23 protein-coding genes are annotated in these 19411 nt (G+C 34.4%); 7 read left to right on the top strand and 16 right to left on the bottom strand.

From position 1 onward, the window contains the following. Positions 1 to 135: 135 nt before the first annotated feature. From BMX64_RS10305 to BMX64_RS10275, 7 genes are all read right to left on the bottom strand, one after another. On the bottom strand, positions 136 to 819 hold the full coding sequence (locus BMX64_RS10305) for an SDR family NAD(P)-dependent oxidoreductase (protein ID WP_091171484.1): 684 nt from the start codon (positions 817 to 819) through the stop codon (positions 136 to 138). Positions 820 to 880: 61 nt separating this feature from the next. Further along, on the bottom strand, positions 881 to 1165 hold the full coding sequence (locus BMX64_RS10300; RefSeq protein ID WP_091171480.1) for a TIGR03643 family protein: 285 nt from the start codon (positions 1163 to 1165) through the stop codon (positions 881 to 883). Between the two features lie 56 nt (positions 1166 to 1221). Then, positions 1222 to 2706 carry a cryptochrome/deoxyribodipyrimidine photo-lyase family protein gene (locus BMX64_RS10295; RefSeq protein ID WP_091171476.1) on the bottom strand — a complete coding sequence of 495 codons (1485 nt, stop codon included), beginning with the start codon at positions 2704 to 2706 and terminating at the stop codon, positions 1222 to 1224. Between the two features lie 8 nt (positions 2707 to 2714). Beyond that, positions 2715 to 4019 carry a DASH family cryptochrome gene (locus tag BMX64_RS10290; protein ID WP_091171471.1) on the bottom strand — a complete coding sequence of 435 codons (1305 nt, stop codon included), beginning with the start codon at positions 4017 to 4019 and terminating at the stop codon, positions 2715 to 2717. Then, positions 3995 to 4129, bottom strand: a complete 135-nt coding sequence (locus BMX64_RS10285) for a DUF2256 domain-containing protein (RefSeq protein WP_082014130.1) — start codon at positions 4127 to 4129, stop codon at positions 3995 to 3997. The genes BMX64_RS10290 and BMX64_RS10285 overlap by 25 nt, the downstream gene beginning before the upstream one ends. Next, positions 4129 to 5436: an ABC1 kinase family protein gene (locus BMX64_RS10280; RefSeq protein ID WP_091171465.1), complete on the bottom strand. Its 1308-nt coding sequence runs from the start codon at positions 5434 to 5436 to the stop codon at positions 4129 to 4131. The genes BMX64_RS10285 and BMX64_RS10280 overlap by 1 nt, the downstream gene beginning before the upstream one ends. Further along, a complete protein-coding gene (locus tag BMX64_RS10275) occupies positions 5436 to 6095 on the bottom strand; it encodes a TetR family transcriptional regulator C-terminal domain-containing protein (RefSeq protein WP_091171462.1) in 660 nt (219 codons plus the stop codon). The genes BMX64_RS10280 and BMX64_RS10275 overlap by 1 nt, the downstream gene beginning before the upstream one ends. A 117-nt stretch (positions 6096 to 6212) precedes the next feature. Here BMX64_RS10275 and BMX64_RS10270 point away from each other — a divergent pair, with 117 nt between their 5' ends. Continuing rightward, complete coding sequence (locus BMX64_RS10270) at positions 6213 to 7127, top strand: TIGR01777 family oxidoreductase (RefSeq protein WP_091171459.1); 915 nt, start codon at positions 6213 to 6215, stop codon at positions 7125 to 7127. A 2-nt stretch (positions 7128 to 7129) separates the two neighbouring features. Here the strand turns inward: BMX64_RS10270 and BMX64_RS10265 are convergent, their stop codons facing one another. The 5 genes from BMX64_RS10265 to BMX64_RS10245 all read right to left on the bottom strand — a co-directional run bounded on the left by BMX64_RS10265 (position 7130) and on the right by BMX64_RS10245 (position 10851). Beyond that, positions 7130 to 7669, bottom strand: coding sequence for a YceI family protein (locus BMX64_RS10265; protein WP_091171454.1), 540 nt, complete (start codon positions 7667 to 7669; stop codon positions 7130 to 7132). Positions 7670 to 7861: 192 nt separating this feature from the next. Then, positions 7862 to 8407 carry an acyl-CoA thioesterase gene (locus tag BMX64_RS10260; RefSeq protein ID WP_091171450.1) on the bottom strand — a complete coding sequence of 182 codons (546 nt, stop codon included), beginning with the start codon at positions 8405 to 8407 and terminating at the stop codon, positions 7862 to 7864. Then, on the bottom strand, positions 8408 to 8773 hold the full coding sequence (locus tag BMX64_RS10255; RefSeq protein ID WP_091171446.1) for a 6-phosphogluconate dehydrogenase: 366 nt from the start codon (positions 8771 to 8773) through the stop codon (positions 8408 to 8410). A 5-nt stretch (positions 8774 to 8778) separates the two neighbouring features. Further along, positions 8779 to 10149 (bottom strand): DNA recombination protein RmuC, encoded by a 1371-nt coding sequence (rmuC, locus tag BMX64_RS10250; protein ID WP_091171441.1) that lies wholly within the window; start codon positions 10147 to 10149, stop codon positions 8779 to 8781. A 264-nt stretch (positions 10150 to 10413) separates the two neighbouring features. Next, the gene (locus tag BMX64_RS10245) at positions 10414 to 10851 is read right to left on the bottom strand and encodes a hypothetical protein (protein ID WP_244273281.1); all 438 of its coding nucleotides are present in this window, start codon (positions 10849 to 10851) and stop codon (positions 10414 to 10416) included. A gap of 99 nt (positions 10852 to 10950) precedes the next feature. Between BMX64_RS10245 and BMX64_RS10240 the strand changes: the two genes are divergently transcribed. The 3 genes from BMX64_RS10240 (at position 10951) to BMX64_RS10230 (ending at position 13740) form a co-directional block, all read left to right on the top strand. Beyond that, on the top strand, positions 10951 to 11535 hold the full coding sequence (locus tag BMX64_RS10240; RefSeq protein WP_091171437.1) for a pseudouridine synthase: 585 nt from the start codon (positions 10951 to 10953) through the stop codon (positions 11533 to 11535). Between the two features lie 24 nt (positions 11536 to 11559). Next, positions 11560 to 12036, top strand: coding sequence for a tRNA (cytidine(34)-2'-O)-methyltransferase (locus BMX64_RS10235; RefSeq protein WP_091171432.1), 477 nt, complete (start codon positions 11560 to 11562; stop codon positions 12034 to 12036). A 93-nt stretch (positions 12037 to 12129) separates the two neighbouring features. Continuing rightward, positions 12130 to 13740: a class I SAM-dependent methyltransferase gene (locus tag BMX64_RS10230; RefSeq protein ID WP_091171428.1), complete on the top strand. Its 1611-nt coding sequence runs from the start codon at positions 12130 to 12132 to the stop codon at positions 13738 to 13740. 33 nt (positions 13741 to 13773) lie between these two features. Here BMX64_RS10230 and BMX64_RS10225 read toward each other — a convergent pair whose 3' ends face one another. The 4 genes from BMX64_RS10225 to BMX64_RS15850 all read right to left on the bottom strand — a co-directional run bounded on the left by BMX64_RS10225 (position 13774) and on the right by BMX64_RS15850 (position 17067). Next, on the bottom strand, positions 13774 to 14556 hold the full coding sequence (locus BMX64_RS10225; RefSeq protein ID WP_091171424.1) for an ABC transporter ATP-binding protein: 783 nt from the start codon (positions 14554 to 14556) through the stop codon (positions 13774 to 13776). Beyond that, positions 14556 to 15587, bottom strand: coding sequence for an iron ABC transporter permease (locus BMX64_RS10220; protein ID WP_091171421.1), 1032 nt, complete (start codon positions 15585 to 15587; stop codon positions 14556 to 14558). The genes BMX64_RS10225 and BMX64_RS10220 overlap by 1 nt, the downstream gene beginning before the upstream one ends. A gap of 1 nt (position 15588) precedes the next feature. Further along, positions 15589 to 16731: an ABC transporter substrate-binding protein gene (locus tag BMX64_RS10215; protein WP_091171417.1), complete on the bottom strand. Its 1143-nt coding sequence runs from the start codon at positions 16729 to 16731 to the stop codon at positions 15589 to 15591. A 90-nt stretch (positions 16732 to 16821) separates the two neighbouring features. Next, entirely contained in the window at positions 16822 to 17067 is a 246-nt protein-coding gene (locus BMX64_RS15850; protein WP_244273286.1) for a hypothetical protein, read from the bottom strand. Here BMX64_RS15850 and BMX64_RS10210 point away from each other — a divergent pair. The 3 genes from BMX64_RS10210 to cobT are packed head-to-tail and all read left to right on the top strand — an operon-like array spanning position 16949 to position 19392. Further along, a complete protein-coding gene (locus BMX64_RS10210; RefSeq protein WP_244273285.1) occupies positions 16949 to 17206 on the top strand; it encodes a C1orf53 family protein in 258 nt (85 codons plus the stop codon). The genes BMX64_RS15850 and BMX64_RS10210 overlap by 119 nt on opposite strands. Positions 17207 to 17208: 2 nt before the next feature. Continuing rightward, positions 17209 to 17715 carry a bifunctional adenosylcobinamide kinase/adenosylcobinamide-phosphate guanylyltransferase gene (gene cobU, locus BMX64_RS10205; protein ID WP_091171409.1) on the top strand — a complete coding sequence of 169 codons (507 nt, stop codon included), beginning with the start codon at positions 17209 to 17211 and terminating at the stop codon, positions 17713 to 17715. A 6-nt stretch (positions 17716 to 17721) separates the two neighbouring features. Further along, positions 17722 to 19392 (top strand): nicotinate-nucleotide--dimethylbenzimidazole phosphoribosyltransferase, encoded by a 1671-nt coding sequence (gene cobT, locus BMX64_RS10200; RefSeq protein WP_091171404.1) that lies wholly within the window; start codon positions 17722 to 17724, stop codon positions 19390 to 19392. Positions 19393 to 19411: the final 19 nt, after the last annotated feature.

Below are 19411 nucleotides of genomic sequence, written 5' to 3'. Positions count from 1 at the left end.
TTTTAAATTTGGCTAATTATTTTATTGGATTTGTTTAAACTTTTTTTTAACCATTAAGGAATTAAGAAAATTCTAGAACTCTTTTTTCTTTAATCGTTAAAGAATTTATTTTTTAGATTGGGAATAACTACTTTTTTAGATTTTAAAGGTCACGATTCCGTAATCCATTTCGAAAACCTGACCTGAAATTGATTTGGCGCTTTCCGAAATTAGGAAGTTGGCCATATTAGCTACTTCTTCCGGTTTTAGATAGCCTTTCATCGGGTGGCGTTCTACCATGTTTTCTTTCATTCGGTCATTTCTTAAAATACCTGCCGAAAGTGATGTTTCGGTAATCGTCGGAGCAATGGCATTGATGCGTACTACCGAAGCCAATTCTGCTCCCAATGATTTTACTAATCCTTCTACTCCTGCTTTTGAAGTAGCGATACTCGCATGAAACGGCATTCCTAATTTTGCAGCTACTGTACTAAATAAAACAATCGAAGGGTTTGTTCCTTTTTTTAAGACAGGTAAATATTTTTGAATGGCTTTTACAGCGCCAATCACATTTATTTCAAAATCATTTCTGAAATCATCGATGCTCAAACTTCCAATCGGTTTCAAATTAATAGAACCTGGGCAATAAATCAAGGTGTCTACAGCTTCTATTTCTGGAAGTGTATCTTTTAGAACATCTAATGAGTAATGTTTCAGGTTGGGATGCGTGATTTCAGGTGCATTTCTGCTGATGTTGTAAACCAAGTTTGTCTCTAATTGTTGCAACAAAATGGCACTACCAATTCCTTTACTACCACCAATGATTACTATGTTTTTCATATGTATTATTCAATCAGTTATTTAAAATTTATTTTGGATTTGTTTCTTAATTATCGAAAAATTATCGTTTGGATATCTTGTTGTTGTTAATTTGCCTTTGCATCGTACATTTAAAACGGCCTTCTCGAAAATCCCTTAATTTTTCATGTTTTGTTTTTCGGCCTTGCACTCTTTCGCGCCACATTCTAAAACTCGAAGGTTTCATTTCGGTGCGCATCAGGTCGATCACTTCTTGTTCTTTTAATCCAAATTGCATTAAAATCGCATCAAAAGTGGTGCGGTCTTCCCAAGCCATTTCTATGATTCGGTCTTTGTCTAAATCAGTAAGTTCTTTTTTTTCAGTCACGAGATTCTATTTTTTTTGAAATTGCTATTGATTTTTTTTGAAATTGTTGTTGAAAATTATTCGCTATCGCCAATATCTGCCATGGTATGAAGTTTTAAAATCCGTGAACTTTCTTCTTTTACCAAGGGATTTTTCTTCATTTTCCATAAAAAATCACTCGCAAATTTTCTGGTTCTTTCCATGTTTACAATTGGTTTCGGATAATTAACTCCAACTTCAAAATCGTTAAATTTTTGGTCTAAATAGGTCATTTTATAGGGTTCATGTACAAAAGCTCGTGGCAAATCGCGCAGTTCCGGTACCCATTTTTTTATAAATTCTCCATCGGCATCGTGTTCATAACTGTTCTTTATTGGATTATATATACGTAACATATTGATTCCGGTTTCGCCAGCCTGCATTTGCAACTGCGGAAAATGTATTCCAGGTTCAAAATCCAGAAACATTTGTGATAGATGCTGCGTCGCTTCTTGCCAAGGTTGCCATAAATTATGAGTAAAAAAGGACACCAACATCGCACGCATTCTAAAATTCAAATAGCCAGTTTCATTGAGACAACGCATGCAAGCATCAATCAATGGAAATCCGGTTTGTCCCGTTTTCCAAGCTTCAATATAATTTTCATTGACTTTCTTTTTTAACGAATGGAATCCCTTATTAACACTTTCAAACTCCATGACTTCTTCCATTTCAAATTTTTGGATAAAATGTGCTTGCCAAGTCAGTCGTGACACAAAGGAATCAATTTGTTTTTTGTTGTTGCAGGTCAAGAGGAACGTAGCTGCTTTTTGCAACACTTGTCTGGACGATAAGTTCCCCCAAGCAATATAGGGTGATAATCTGCTACAACTTTTTCGAGCTAATAAAGGTTTCGAAATATGAGAATTATAATTGTGGTATCGTTCATCAAAAAATGTTTGCAAATATTTCTGGGCCATGTTGCTGCCACCTTTTTGGAAAATAGCATCCGGAACAGTTTCTAAATTGGTTTTTTCTAAAGCTTTTTCGAGTTCCAATATTGCTTCCGTATTTAGAAAATTATCTGGTTTCCCATCAAAAATAAATTGCGGTTGATTCATGTAGTCTTCCCATTTTGAAACCCAATTCGTTCTGTTACGTAAGGCTCTGAAAATTCCGTTGTTGGTATTTTCAATCCAATTAATTTGATTGTTTTTGCAAAAGCGTTTGAAAGTTTTATCTCTTTCGTAAGTGATTTTTAAGCCGGTTTCCTGATGTGAATACACGGTTTCAATTTTGTATGTTTCTTCAAGAATATTGAAAACTTGAAGCACCTCTGAAGATACCGCTAATACCTGTGTGTTCGATTTTTCCAGTTGTTTATTGATGTCTACAAGCGATTGCTTGATGAAATTCCAGTGTCTTGGACTATAATGTGAATCATTTTCTAAAGATTTTTCGAATACATAAAGCAACAATGTGGGTATGCCAGTTTTTGTTGCATTAAAAATCGCCTCATTATCCTGTAAACGAAGATCCCTTTTGAACCAAACTACATTAATATGTTTTTTATTTGTATTCATTTATCTTTTTAAAATAATTGTTGTTGCAACCATAATTTCTGAAATTTTGATTGTCCATCGTAATTGGACGCTTGTAATTTAATATTGAATTTTCGGTCTCTAGGATCGTTACCAACTCCTGAAACGTACATCCAATTCCCATAATTGCTGTGTACATCGTAATCAATTAGCATTGCTTCAAAATAAGCAGCTCCAATGCGCCAGTCTATTAGTAATTCTTTTGCAAAAAATGACGCTACGTTTTGTCTGCCGCGATTGCTCATCCATCCCGTTTGTTGCATTTCAATCATATTGGCATTTACAAATGGTTCGTCTGTAGTACCGTTTATCCAATGATTTATGGCTGATTGGTTGGTTTTCCAAACGTATTTTTTGTCTAAAATCCCTCCGATTTTAAAAATTGAATTGCCGTTTTTCAACGATATATGTTTAAAATAATCTCTCCAAATCAATTCGAAAATTAACCAATAGGTGGATTCATTTTTCCCGATTTGCTGTTCATATTTAATAATTTCCCAATAAATAGTTTTCGCCGAAATGGAACCGTTTGCCAACCAAGGAGAAAATTTCGAACTAAAATCAGTACCGATTAATCCATTGCGGGTCAATTTATAAACACTTAGTTTTTTGGTTTCCCAAAAATAATTTTGCAATCGTTTTATTGCCTCATCTTCACCACCGCGAAAAGGAAACGCCGTTCTAGAATCCATTTTAAAATCAGTAAGACCTAATGTTTCCATGCTGGGAATTACAGTTTCGTTTGTAATTAAATTGTCTTCCTGCATCGGTTGAACTGTAAATTCAGGACGGATTTTTGTTGATTTTTCACACTTATTTCTAAATTGTGTAAAAACATTTGGAATCGATGAAATGTCAAACGGAATCTCTTCAGGATGGAATAAGAACTGATTGTATATGCTTTTGAAAGCTACTGAATCTGAAACTTTCGATTTTACATTCTCCAAAACTTCCATTTCCTCACTCGTCCATTCTTCTTGGAAGTAAATAGAACTGATTTCATTTTGAGTAATTATTTCGAGTATCGCATCTTCAGGTTTTTGGTGATAAACCAAAAGCGGAATATTCAATTTTTCCAAATTTTGTTTCAATGCTGTTACCGATTCAATCAAAAACTTAGCGCGAAACTTTTCTGTTTTTTTAAATCCAAAATTAGTATCCTCAAAATGCCTTGGATCAAAAAAATACACCGCAATTACGGTTTCATTTTCATCAATAGCATTTGTCAACGATTCATTATCATGCACTCTCAAATCATTTCTAAACCAAACTAACCCTTTTTGTTTCTTTTGCATTTTTCACTACAATATTTGACTTCGTCCCAAACTTTTTCCCATTTTTTCCGCCAGCTAAAAGGTCGGTTACAGACCAAACACATTTTTGAAGGCAGATTTTCCTTCTTCACTACTTGTATTTTTCAAATGCATTAACCACAATTGTCGCTTTCAAATCAAACATCAAATTGTACAAACCAAAAAACGTTCGGTTCATGTAGATAAAATGTTTAGATCCGCGATTTCCATTCATTTTTCTCAAATTGGTATCTTTTGAAAAACGCTCTCCTAATTGTGCGATGCTTTCAAAAAAAGATTCATCCGAGAAATCGAACTTTTCTGCTTGAAACGGTTTTGTAAACAAGGACAATAAATCATGGAACATTTCGGTGAAATAAGCTATTTCCGCTGCAGAATCATCCACACGTAAAATTTCCAATTCAAATAATTTATCGTTGAATATTTTGGAATCATTAATGACTTTTTTGTCAATCAATTCAAAATATGGAGTGTAAAAATCATTTGGAATTTGTTTCATACAACCAAAATCCAGTGCTACCAATTGGTTTTCATTGTTTACCAAGAAATTTCCAGGATGCGGATCAGCATGTACTTTTTTCAGAATATGAATTTGGTACATATAGAAATTCCATAATGCCTGACCAATTTTGTCTGCAATTTCTTGATTGTCATTTCTATTGGTAAATTCCGAAAGATGAATTCCTGTCATCCAGTCCATCGTGATAATTTTCTCCGATGAAAATTCAGAATAGTAATTTGGGAAAACTAGATTTTCAATCTTGTTACAGGCTTCAACAACTTCTTGGCTTTGTTTCAGTTCCAATAAATAATTGGTTTCCTCAATTAATTTATCTTCGACTTCCTTGAAATACTTATCCGAATCTTTCCCTTGAAGGTTAAACATCCTAATCGCTATTGGTTTTACCAAAGCCAAATCTGACGAAATACTATTGGCTACGCCTGGATATTGAATTTTTACAGCTAGTTTTTTACCGTCTTTTACAGCAACGTGAACTTGTCCGATACTTGCTGCGTTAACGGAATTTGCATTGAACTCGTCAAAAATTTCATACGGTGTTTTCCCAAAATTTGTCTTGAACGTTTTCAATACCAATGGAGCCGAAAGTGGCGGAACAGAGAATTGAGACAACGAGAATTTTTCAACATAAGCTTGTGGCAAAAAGCTTTTATCCATACTTAGCATTTGCGCTACTTTGAGTGCACTTCCTTTCAAACTTTTTAGTCCGTCATAAATATCTTCAGCATTATCTTCGTTTAATTTATCACGAGTCAAATCAGAATTAACCATTTTTTCTCCGTAATATTTCAAGTAGTTCACGCCAACTTTTGCACCGGTTTGCATCAGTTTTGTAGCTCTTTCAATTTTTGAAGTAGGGATGTAGTCTATCGTTTTCATTACTTGTTGTATATTTTTTCTTTGAAAATAAATTTTCCAAAATCGATTAAGCTGTCTATAGGAGCAATGTTCATTAATTCAAAAGTCACTTTTACTGATTTTTCAATATAGATATCCGTTTTCTCGAAAGCAGGAGAGGAATCATCCAACCAGAATTTTAGTGTCAATAAAAGTTGAATCCAAGATGTTTCCTGAAATGTTTTCTCCTGGAAATTTTGAAGTTTTTCTTGTTGTGTTCTAAAATCATCTGAAATGATTTCAGTAAGAAAATTTTTGAAACTGTTTCTTAGTCCGGAAAGCTGCATTAATTTTTTCAACTGATTGTTGTGCTCTTGTAAAACAAGCACGACATAACTTCTGTTGGCTGTCAAAATTTCGAAGAAAGTAAAGTAAAAACTTAACATTTTGCTTTTCATGTCATACATCTCGTATTCCTTGTTTTTGTTCAGCAAATCGATAGTTTTTTCTACAAACATTTTGAAAATTTCTTTTTCAATACTTTCAATAGTCCCAAAAAATGCATAGAACTCCGTTTCTGTAAAATCATTTATTTTTGTGAAATGATATACTGATTTTGGTTTTTCACTGTGCTCTAATACATAATTCATGTACATTGAAACTATTTTGTCCTTAGTCATTATTGTTTTTTTAGTAGCCATTTTTCTTGTGTTTCAAATTAGAGTATAAAGATAGTGAATGTTTAACTATATATTAATAAAGTTAAACAAAATTTAATATAATTTTATGTCGATATAAATCATTAGCTTTACACTATTATGAAAAAAAATGTTTTAATAAGCGGCGGTTCGGGATTTATCGGAAGACATTTGACTACTTTATTGATAGCCAAAGGATATTCTGTTTCCATCTTAAGTAGAAGTGAAAAACAAAATAAAGGAGACATTTTCTACTATAAATGGGATGTTTCAAATCAGACTATTGAGGAAAGCGCCGTTTTAAAAGCGGATTATATAATTCATCTGGCTGGAGAAAATATTGCTGAGAAAAGATGGACTGCTAAAAGAAAAGCAGTAATTATAGATAGCCGGGAAAAATCCACTCAATTATTGTATTCCGTTTTAAAAAAGAACAATAAAACACTGGATGCTTTTATTTCAGCTTCGGCTGTTGGTATTTATGGTGCTGTAAATGGAGAGGAAATTTGTACGGAAGATATGAAACCGGCAAATGATTTCTTGGGATACACCTGCCAGAAATGGGAAGGTTCTCTTGATTTTATTGAGAATTTGAATATTAGAACCGTGAAGATCCGCACCGGATTGGTATTAGGGAAAAACGAAGGGTTTTTGAAGAAATTGATTCCGCTCTTCAAATACAGATTGGGTTCCGCCTTGGGTTCGGGTAAACAATATATGCCATGGATACATGTGGACGATTTGTGTTCGATTTACTATCAGGCAATTGTTAATCCAGATATGGCCGGACCGTATAATGCAGCAATAAATGACAATACGACGAATTCTATTTTTTCTAAAACATTAGCCTGTGTTTTTGGATATTCTATTTGGCTGCCTAATGTTCCTGCTTTTGTTTTGAAATTAGCGATGGGTGAAATGGCTAAAATTGTATTGACAGGGAGAAGGGTTTCTTCGAATAAAATTGAACAAACCGGTTTTAAATTTCAATTTAAAAATCTAGAAGGTGCTTTAAGGAATTGTTTAACAAAATAGATTTATTGTAAGACACAAATAATTTGAGTGTTTACATTTTTTGATATTTTGCTTCGCACTATAAAAGGAATTTCAATATTAAAATCATCCGTGTTTAATGGGAATGTGGAATAGAGTTCAATTCCTTTATCCACTTTTTTCAGAGTTCCGTTGATCACTATTTTTTTAGTTCTTCCCCGTATGGTTATTTTGCCGGTGATTAGGTATTGACTAGATTCTGAGTTAAGGTTTTTTAAATCAAATTTCTCAATTTTACCTTTAAAAACAGCTTTTGGAAAACGGTTGCTTTCCATGTAATTTTTATTGAAATGCTCTTGCATTAAATCTCTTTTAAATTCAAAATCTTTAATGTTGATCCAACAAGCGATTTGGCCTGTTTTGGTTATCAAAATACAGGTGGTTTTTTCATTTATTGCTTTTACTTCTTCAAAAAAAGGAATTGAAGCCTCAAAATTTGTAATTCCTGCGTAAGACATCATTTTTTCTTGAGCAGAAGTTGTAGTCGCAATAATGAGTAGTACTATTTGCGTAATTTTTTTCATAATGATTTATGAATTAAATTACTTAAAGTTACAAAAAAAATATAAGAAACTAAAGTGTTGATCCGTAGAAAAATTTGAGAATCAGTTAATTTTTGCTAGCCTTTTTAATGAGAAATTGCATTGAAATGCTTTTGATAAAAAATTCTTAGAACACTATTTTTCATCAATTAGAAAGTTAATAACTATCCATGATTATAGCTCTAACTTGATATTGTATTTTTTTAAGCCTTCTAATGCTTCTTTTGAGGTGTAATCAAACTCTTCTTCGTGCAGGTCTTTTTCTTTTTTTAAGGCAATTTGTTTGATGCAATTACAAAAACGACGTACATCATTCATATTCGACAGAATTAATCCAGGAACTAACATGCTTTTGCCCTCGCTATCTTTGGCGACCATCGTAAAATAAGAGGAATTGCAATGCTTAATTTTTCCGGTTTGAATATTTTCAGCCTCAACCCGAATGCCAATAATCATGGAACTGTTACCTACATAATTGACACTGGCTTTCATCGTCACCAATTCACCCACTTCAATTGGTTTGAGGAAATTTACGGTATCTACCGAAGCAGTTACACAATAATTCCCTGAAAATTTTGAGGCACAGGCAAACGCAATCTGATCCAGCAAGGATAAGATATATCCGCCGTGAATTTTACCGCTAAAATTAGTGTGCGAAGGCAACATTAATTCCGAAATACTAATGTCAGAGGAAGCAACAGTTTTAAAGGTACGATTCATCTATTTTATTTTAAAGGGAGAATTTACTTTCTTAACTTCTGTAATAAAATAACGAGTATCGCCCCACCAAGGAAAGGTACGGTAACGTTCCACATAATTTACCTGCACGTATTGCCCTTCAAATTCTTGTAAGTCAGCAATCACTTTTTCCTCACTGTCCAATACTGAAAAAGAAAATATTTGTGCGCCGGAAATCCCCTGGCTTATTTCACCTTCCCACGTTTTGAAAGCGACACCTTTATTGCTCACCTTTATTAATTCGCCGGAACGTACTCCTTCGCTGTAGGTGGCATTGTATAAAAAAGTAAAATAACCTACAATAGATAACACCAATATCGCTGTAATAACCATTAAAAATTTTCTCATTTTGTTTAATTTAATAATTGATTTTCGTCTTTTTCGGCTCTGTTTAATATGCTTTCTGGAAGCGCTTTTTTTGCTTTAGCTCCCATTTTTTTTAATTTTTCGACACTCACAATTAGGTTTCCTTTTCCTTCTACGAGTTTATTCATCGCTCCGCTGTATTCTATTTTACTCTCGTCTATTTTTTTTCCAATTTTGATTAAATCTGCTACAAAACCTTCAAATTTATCATACAAAGCGCCCGCTTGTCGCGCAATTTCGAGTGCGTTTTCTTGTTGTTTCTGATTGGTCCACATGCTGTCAATCGTTCGCAAAGTAGCTAATAAAGTGGCAGGCGTAACAATGACAATATTTTTCTCGAATGCCTTGTTGTACAAACTGGTATCTTCATTCAGCGCCATGGCAAAAGCGGGTTCAATCGGGATAAATAATAAGACAAAATCCGGACTTTCTATTTGGTATAAATCGTGGTAATTTTTATTTCCCAATTGTTCTACGTGGCGTTTGATGGAAGTAACGTGCTCTTTTAAATAACTTATTTTTAAAATATCATCTTCCTCATTGATGTATTTTTCATAAGCGGTCAAAGAAACTTTTGAATCGACAATCATCTTTTTGCCATCAGGCAGATTGATGACAACGTCCGGAAAAACACGGTTTCCATCTTCTGTAGTAAAGGCTTGTTGTACTTCATATTCACGGCCTTTTTCTAATCCTGATTTTTCAAGAACGCGTTCCAAAACTAGTTCTCCCCAATTTCCCTGCATCTTGCTGTCGCCTTTCAAAGCCTTGGTCAGGTTGATGGTTTCTTTGCTCATCTGTATATTCATTTCTCGCAAGCCAAGAATTTGTTGGCGCAAAGCCGCATGATAATCAATGCTTTCTTTATGGGTATCTTCGACTTTCTTTTCGAACAATTGAATTTTATCTTGTAAAGGGGTCAAGATATTTTTCATATTTTCCTTGTTCTGCTCTGTGAATTTATTGGATTTTTCGTCTAATATTTTGTTGGCGAGATTCTCAAATTCCTTGGTGAATTTTTCCTGTAATTTCTCGACTTCTTCTTTCTGTTCTTTGTTTCGTTCCCAAAGATTCTCAAAATCAACTTCCTTTTTTGAAAGTTGGATCGCTAAGCTGTCTTTCTCACTTCGAATGCTTTCTTTCTCAGCGTTGGTGTTTTCTAATTGCTTTTCGAAAGTAGTTTTGTCAGCTATAATCTGCTCTTTCAGTTGATTGAATTGAGAATTTAAAGCGATTAATTTCTCTTCTAAACTGATTTTTTCGGATTGGAATCGGGCAGAGAAAATGATTTTACCGATGAAAATACCAATGGCGAGCGCAACGATGAAAATCAATAAAAACGGAAGCATATTTGACATAGAATTTCTTTTTGTAAGTTTGTAAAAATAAACAAAAGTTTCCTGGTTTCCTTTTAGAAAGTAAAATAGTAACGGAAGTTTTTACAGTTCTAAAATTTAAAAAAATGAGTTCTTGCCTAAAAGTTTTTTATGTTGTTGGCTTTTCTTTTTTTTGGAACTTTATTGATTGGGATTGGAAAAATAAGGAGGCAGTAATTTAGATTTAAAAATAAAAAGGCCAATACGAATCTAACTCGTATTGGCCTTTTTAAACAAAATCAATTGTTATTCATCCAGTTTAATATTTCCTCTGTCTTCCTTATTATCAGGATGCTCATTAGGATATCGGTTTGGAATGATGTCTGAGTTATGATCTTTATTTTCTACCATTTTTTTAGCTTGTTCTTCAGAAACATTAGCAATATCAGAACTTAAATTAACAGGAGTAGTGTCCTCATTTTGTTCTAAAGTTCCTTCTATATTTCGTGCTCTTTGGACAATTTTTTGGTCTCCATGTGCATCAGTTTCTATTTCTGATTTCAAATGCGATACTTCAGGATTCGTATTTTGGGCTAGATTCTTACCGCTAAATCCTTCGTTTATATTTTGCTTATTATTTGTTTTTTTTGAACCTAAATCATTGCTTTCCATACTCTTTAATTTTAAAGTTAATTCGCTTAACTTCCATAATGTTACGTCATTAATTTGAAGTAATTCAATCATTTAACATAGCTTTTGGTTTACACCAATAAATGTAGGGCAACACTATTTTAAATCCAGCGAAAACAAAACTATCTTTGCACGCACAACTAATACACTAAAATGTCTCATTCTCATTTCATCATTCATAAGCCTTACGGGTATCTGAGTCAGTTTATTTACGAATTAAAAAGAAAAAAGAAACTGTTGGGTGAATTGCATGATTTTCCCAAAGGAACAATGGCAATAGGTCGTCTTGATGAAGATTCAGAAGGATTGTTGTTATTGACCACGGACGGAATGATGAGCGAAATCATTCGAAGCAAAAAAGTAGACAAAGAATATTATGTTCAAGTCGACGGGATTATTAATCAAGACGCTATTGATGAATTGCAAAAAGGGGTAGAAATTGGTTTTAATGGAACCAAGTATATTACCAAACCCTGCAAAGCATCTTTGATACATGAGATTCCTGCTTTTGGAGCCAGAGGAAAAAAAATACGGGATGAACGCCACGGTCCGACATCTTGGGCTTCGATAACGGTGAATGAAGGGAAGTTTCGCCAAGTCCGAAAAATGACTGCCGCTGTTGGTTTTCCAACGTTACGCTTGGTTCGTGTTCGAATAGGAAACGTACATCTCAATGATTTGCAGGCAGGAGAAGTTTTGGAAGTGTCTGATTTTGCAGTCTATTCGAATGAAAAATAACAATAAAAAATAACAATAATTACAATGTTAAACATCGTTTTAGTAGAACCGGAAATACCAAATAATACCGGAAATATAGGCCGATTATGTGTAGGCACCGAAAGTCGTTTGCACTTAATTCATCCTTTTGGATTTGTCATTAATGATAAAAACCTAAAACGTTCCGGTTTGGATTATTGGGTACATCTTGATGTTACGGAATATCAAAATGTAGCCGAATGGAAAGCACAAATTCCGGATTTATCCCGAGTTTTCCTGATGAGTTCCCATGCCGAAAAATCATATTTAGAGAATGATTTTCAGGATGGTGACTGGTTGGTTTTTGGGAAAGAAAGTAAGGGTTTGAGCGAAGCTGTTTTAAATGAATTCCCCAACCATCTGACAATTCCTATGTCACCTCTAATTAGAAGTTTTAATATTGCAAATTCGGTTGCGTTTGTCATTGGCGAAGCAAAGAGACAAATCACTAGTAAAAGGGAAGTTGTAAATTTGGACTTGTAAAAAGTAACGTAATTTTGTGGTTGAAATTTCATATATTTGAGTAGATCATTCTTGATTGAATTGTGTTTTTTTCTCCTTTAAAACGTACTTTTTATGATTGATAAAATTACTCTTAGAAGCACCATTTTTAAACATTTGGATGGTTTGGTTACCGCACCTGTAGCGTATGTTTTGCATGAAAAAGGAGTGCTGTCCTATATTCTTGACAAAAAAGAAGTCAAACTTACAGAACTTTCGGATCAGTTTAAAGCCAATGAAGGCTATCTCAATGTGGGTTTACGTGTTTTGTGTTCCCAAGGATTCTTGGATTATCACATAAACACCTCTACAGACCAAATTAAATTCAGCATAAACAACAAAAGCGCGATTGCTTTTTCGATGTTCTATTTGTATGAAGATGTGCTTGATTTACTACATTTCACGATGCAATTTCGCACACGATTATTAGACGATATCCCATTCGCTCGATTGGGTTTAATTTTCGATTTATATAAAAAAAAATATGAAATTTCATTTTCGAATGATCCACTGACCAATGAAATTCAGCATCAGATTTTAACGCATATTGAAGGTTGTTTGGTTGGACCAATATTAGTGCGATTGGGTATGAGCGGTATGTTTCATAAGTATTTTATGGAGATTTCTTTCCGCCCTGAAGAATTTCATAAATCTCCCGAAAATTTCAAAATCATTCTCGATTTCTTTACTGATTTAGGTTGGTTTACCCAAAAAAAAGGCAACTATCAGTTTACGGAAATGGGGTTATTTTTTGCTAAAAGAGCCTCTGCTTATGGAGTTACAGTTTCCTATTTGCCTACTTTCAGTAAAATAGAGGATTTGATTTTTGGTAACCCAAATATACTCCGTACGATTGCCGAAGATGAAGATGAAATTCATGTAGACCGGGAAATGAATGTTTGGGGAAGCGCAGGTGCTCACGATACTTATTTTAAAGTCGTAGATGAAATTATCATCAAATTATTCAATTTACCAATAGAAGACCAGCCGAAAGGAATTCTCGATATGGGTTGTGGCAATGGAGCATTTATAGAACATATTTATAACGTAATCGAAAGACAAACGCTTCGCGGAAAAATGCTGGACGATTATCCTTTATTCTTGGTTGGTGCTGATTATAATCAGGTGGCCTTGAAAGTAACCCGAGCCAATTTAATCAAAGCCGATATTTGGGCCAAAGTAATTTGGGGCGATATTGGGCAGCCTAATTTGTTAGCCAATGACTTATTGGAAAATTATAACATTGATTTGAAAGATTTACTCAATGTGAGAACCTTCTTGGATCATAACCGAATTTGGGAAATGCCAAAACATGTTACCAAAGACAGAGTAAGTCATTCAACGGGCGCATTTGCGCATAGGGGAGAGCGAATCAGTAATGGTCTTGTAGAAGATAATCTATTGGAACATTTGAATAAATGGTCGCCGTACGTTCGGAAATTTGGATTGTTAATGATTGAATTGCATACTATTGCTCCAAATTTTACCGCTGCTAATTTAGGAAAAACGGCTGCTACGGCTTATGATGCCACGCATGGTTTTTCGGATCAATACATCGTGGAAATTTCTGTTTTGCACAAAATCGCTGCTGAAGCAGGATTGTATCCGGATACTAATTTTTTCAGGAGATTCCCGGATTCTCCTATTGCAACAGTGAGTATAAATTTATTTAAAGGAATTGGATAGTGTGATTTTGGACTGAATAGTGAAATGTTGGAACTAAACAATCATGAATTTTCCTTTATCAGCATCAAAAATAATATGTTCATCTTTGAATAAGGTATTGAAACTTCCTTTTGAAATAAAATTGCAAGGCTCGTCTTGAAGCACAGTTTCAGGAGTCATAATAATCATTTCGTCACTCAATTGTATCGCCATATCAATATCATGAGTAGAAAATAAAATACATTTTCCAGTTTCATGAGTGAGCTTTTTCAAAAGTTTGAACAAAGCCACCTTATGTAATAAATCCAAATGGGTAGTAGGTTCATCCAAAATTATTAATGGAGTATCTTGTGCCAAAGCTCGTGCAATCAAGACTTTTTGCAATTGCCCGTCACTAATTTCATAATGTTTTTTGGTGGCTAAATGACTGATTTGAGTTAAGACCATAGCTTCATTCACTTTGACAATATCAATATCAGATAATGTTCCCATCCAATTCGTATAGGGCAGTCTTCCTAAAGCAATGAGTTCAAAAACAGTTAAATTACTGGGAGGTAATTTTTCGGTTAAAACGATGCTTAGGTTTTGTGCCAAGTCCAAAGGTTCGTAATCAGTAATTTTCTTTTCATTCAAGAAAACGGCACCTAAAAGCGGTTTTTGGATTCCAGTTATCGTTTTTAAAAGCGTTGATTTTCCAATGCCATTCGCACCAATTAAAGCAATCAGTTTTCCTTTTTTTAAAGAAATAGAGATATCCGAAGCCACTACGATTTCTTCTTTTTTATGAGAATAACCTATGGTGATTTGAGACGCTTGTAAGATAATTTTATTTTCCATTAGGCAATCATTTTTCGTTTTCTAACCAATAACCAAATGACCACAGGAGCACCAATTATCGAAGTCACAGCATTGATTGGCAAAGTGATTTCCAATCCGGGCAATTCTGAAAGTACATCACAAATAAGCATAATCGAAGCGCCTAAAAGTAATGTACTCCAATACAAAACGGAATGATTACTGGTTTGAAATACTAATTTTGCTATATGGGGAACTGCCAGTCCTATAAAGGCAATTGGACCTGCATACGCCGTGATGCTTCCTGCTAAAATACTCGTTGCAAAAATAATAATCAATCGTGTTTTTTTGAAATTCAAACCTAAACTGCGAGCGTAATTTTCACCCAATAGCAACGCATTAAGCGGTTTGATGCTAAACAGACTTAATAACAAACCAATCCCCACACAAACGGTTAGAATTAATATAGAAGACCATGACAAATTTCCTAAGTTCCCCATGGACCAAAAGGTGAATTTTTGCAATTGTTCAGCCGAGCTAAAGTACGTAAGAACACCTACTATTGCACTGGTGAAACTACCAAACATTAGCCCTACAATTAAGATGGCCATGGTGTCGCGAAGCCTTTGAGAAACCAATAAAACGGCAAGTAATACAACAGAACTTCCAATAGTTGAGGCTAAAACTACACCATAAGAAGATAACAAAATTGTACTTAAAAAAGGAGGAAGTAAGCTCGCTCCTAATATTACAAAAGCGACACCTAAACTGGCACCGGAACTCAGTCCTAAAACATAAGGTCCTGCCAATGGATTCCGAAACAAAGTTTGCATCAACAAACCACTTATGGATAATCCCATTCCAACAAGAATTGCTGTAATGGCCTTGGGTAAACGATAATTGATGATGATATATTCCCAGGTGGATTTACTCGCTTGACCACCAGTTAAACTAGTATAAATTTCTTTAAAAGGTATCGTTATGGAACCAAAACTAATGTTTACAAAAAACAAAAGAACAAGTCCCAAGGTAAGTAAAAAAAATAGAATCGTATTTCGTTTTTGATTCGCCAATTTAGTTTAGTTTTTGTGCAAAAGTAAAAGTATAATTTGGAAGCAGTTCCGGATGGAAGATTTTAATGTAATCTTTCAATACTAAATCTGGTCTGCTTGGTGCCAATTCATAATAAATGGTTCCTCCCGTTGCGCCTAATTTACTTTCAAAAGTATACACATTTTTAGATTTTGCAGCATCAAATTGACTGTAATGCGTATTGCTATTTTTAAATTCAGCAATACTTTTGAAAGAACCTGTTGCAATCCAATATTTTGCCGTTTTTGCTTTCTCTAATATTTTTTCAAAAGGCAAACTAAGACTTCCTGTTCCTGCAACATTTGCCCACAAATAATTTGCTTTGGCGTCCTTCATAAATTGCGCTACCCAGCTATTTCCTTTTGCTACATACCATTGATCTTGATACATTGATCCGTATAAAACTGTAGCTGTAGGTTTTTTGGTTGCAATCAATTGTATCGCGTCATTATAATTTTTAACAATTCCATCAAAAAGTGTTTTTGCCTCTTTTTCTTTTCCAAATAAAGCACCGTAAAGCTTGATCCATTCAGCTTTGCCAAGTGGAGTTTGTTCCATCCAGTCCGCTTGAATGAGTACTTTAAGACCACTTTTTTGTAAATTATCAATCATAGGATTGTTGTTGTCAATGCCAAAGGTTACGATTAAGTTAGGCTCCAATTCAATGAGCTGCTCCATATTTAATTTTTCGTTTTGCCCTATGTTTTTAACAGTGCCGGCATCAATTAGTTTCCTGGTTTTTTCAGAAGAAACATAATCGGTATGAGGAAAACCCACCAGTGATTTTTCAACTCCCAGCATTTCCAAAAAAGGAATAATAGTTGTTGAGGTAACGACAATTGATTTTAAAGGAACTGGAATTATATTATATTTTTTTAGGCTGTCAGGAATGCTACCGTTTTTTTCTTTTAATATATACGTGAAGTCTTTATTGGCTTCGGGCCAAGGATTTGAAACCGTCACTATTGAATATCCTTCATATTTATTTATAGAAAAGCCCGAGGCATATTCGATTGCATTTTTTGAATTTGTGGGTTCTTTTACCTTTAAGGTTTCGCTTTTTTTACATCCAACGAAAGTTGAAAAAGACAAAATAAAAAGGATTAATCTAATGGAGAACTTCATGATTTAATTTTTCGATAGCAACAAAGGTATACCAAATTTATAAAATTTCTTGTTTATTTTTAGCAGTAAAAAATTGAACAAATACTATCTTTACAAAATGAATAGCATTAAAGTAAAAAACTGTTCTGCTTGCAGAACTCCTTTTAATTGCGGGGACACACCTGAAGGAAGTAAATGTTGGTGCAAAAATTTTCCGCCCATTTTTACACCGACAGAAGTGGTAGATTGTCTCTGTTTCAGCTGCTTTACAGCTGCTTGCTCCACTAAAATTGACAAATATGTTGCAACTCTGTCTTCTGAAACTGCAACAAATAATAAAGCTAAAGATTTACCCAAAACAACTCATCTCATAGAAGGAATCGACTATTATTTAGAAAACGGGAACTATGTTTTCAAGGCTTGGTTTCATCTCAAAAGAGGACATTGTTGTACCAACGGATGTAGACATTGTCCGTATGGATTTAAAAAAATATAAAAATGATATATTTAATAACTGGCGGGGAACGCTCCGGTAAGAGTAGCTATGCCGAAAATTTAGCAAAAGGATTGTCGGATAAACCACTATATGTGGCTACAGCCCGAAAATGGGATGATGATTTCCAAAAGAGAATCGATCGCCATCAAAAAGACCGTGACGAACGATGGATTAATATCGAAAAAGAAAAACACTTGAGCGAAATTGATTTTTCGGGGAAAGTAGCCATTATCGATTGCGTTACGCTTTGGTTAACGAACTTTTTCGTGGATACCAAAAATGATGTTCCCTTGTGCTTAGAACAAGCTAAAGCTGAATTTGACGCTATTGCCAATCAAGAAAATGCAACTATTATTATTGTAACCAATGAAATAGGAATGGGCGTTCATGCCGATACTCACATTGGCAGGAAATTTACCGAATTACAAGGTTGGATGAACCAATATTTAGCTAAAAATGCCGATAATGTTGTGTTGATGGTTTCCGGAATTTCAGTTAAAATCAAATAATTGCAAATGACTTATTTAGATGAAATTATAAAATCCCGTCGTGATACCCGTCATTTTACGAATGATGAGGTCCCTGATGCTGTTCTTAAAAAAGCACTGCAAGCCGGACATTGGGCTCCCTCAGTAGGATTAACGGATGCGACAAGATTTTATACCATTAAGTCAGCTGAAATTAAGTCAGCGGTCAAAGAATTATTTTTGGAATATGATAAAAAAGCCGTAAACCTGACCGATAATGAAGATCAAAAAGCAAGTTACAAATCCTTGAAATTAGAAGCTATTGAGGAAGCGCCACTTGGATTAGTGATTTGTTACGATCGTTCGGTACTCAATAATTTCACAATTGGAACCGTAGGAAGCAATGAAGCCGTAAAGTTTAGTTCGGTTTGTGCGGCGCAAAATATTTGGCTGTCGCTTACTGAACAAGGATATTCCATGGGTTGGGTTTCTATTTTGAACTATTATAAGTTCAAGCATTTATTAGGGTTGCCTGATCACATGGAGCCTTTGGGATATTTCTGTGTGGGCAAACCTGCTACAAATTATGAAAACCAGCCTATGTTGCAACAATTAAATTGGAAGCAAAAATCGGAGGTGCCTTCGGTGACAGAAATCACTAATTTATCCCATTATAAAATGGAAATTCCGAATTTTAATGATCAAATCGTTTCCACTGATTTTTCAAATGCATTACAATATAAAATTGATCATAAGTCAAAACCAAAAGGCTCTTTGGGAGTACTAGAATCTATAGCCAAACAAATTGGGGAAGTTTTTCAAAGTTTAGAGCCCCAAATAATAAACCCTAACATAGTGACCTTTGCCGCTGATCACGGAATTGCAAATCATGGTGTAAGCGCTTATCCGCAAGACGTAACGCGACAAATGGTGCTAAATTTTCTGGAAGGTGGAGCAGCGATAAATGTGTTCTGTAAACAGCATGGTATTGCTTTATCTATTGTTGATGCGGGTGTTAATTATGATTTTCCAACAAATGCTAATCTGATTTCTGCAAAAATTGGAAAAGGAACACAATCGTTCTTGCATGGTCCAGCAATGAGCCAAACGGAATTGCAATTGTGTTTTAGTAAAGGAAAAGAAATCGTTTCTGTGCTTGCAAAAAAAGGGAGCAATTGCATAGGTTTTGGAGAAATGGGTATAGGAAATACTGCTACAGCCTCTGTTTTAATGAGCGTAATCACTGGATTATCTATTGCGGATTGTGTGGGTAGGGGAACAGGAGTTGGCGATAAAAAATTAATTAAAAAAAATGAAATTTTAAAAAAAGCAATTGAAAATTATTCAGGAGAGCCCGATTTAAATTCGAAACTGGCTTACTTTGGAGGGTTTGAAATTCTGCAGATGGCAGCTGGAATGTTATCTGCCTATCAAAGTAATATGCTTATTCTGGTTGATGGTTTCATTTGTAGTGTAGCGTATTTGATAGCCTTTAAAATAAATCCTGGAGTCAAAAAAAATGCAATTTTTTGTCATTGTTCTGCAGAGCAAGCACACCGAAAATTGTTGGATTATCTGGGAGTACAACCTATTTTACAATTGGATTTGCGCTTAGGCGAAGGAACTGGTTGTGCTGTCGCCTTTCCAATAATTCAATCAGCGGTTGTTTTTTTGAATAAAATGGCAAGTTTTGAAAGTGCCGGTGTTGATCAAGAGTAATCTTAAATATAAATTTAAA

The sequence above is a fragment of the Flavobacterium sinopsychrotolerans genome (assembly GCF_900110375.1).
GTDB classification, from domain to species: domain Bacteria; phylum Bacteroidota; class Bacteroidia; order Flavobacteriales; family Flavobacteriaceae; genus Flavobacterium; species Flavobacterium sinopsychrotolerans.
This window is presented reverse-complemented; position numbering and strand designations above follow the sequence as displayed.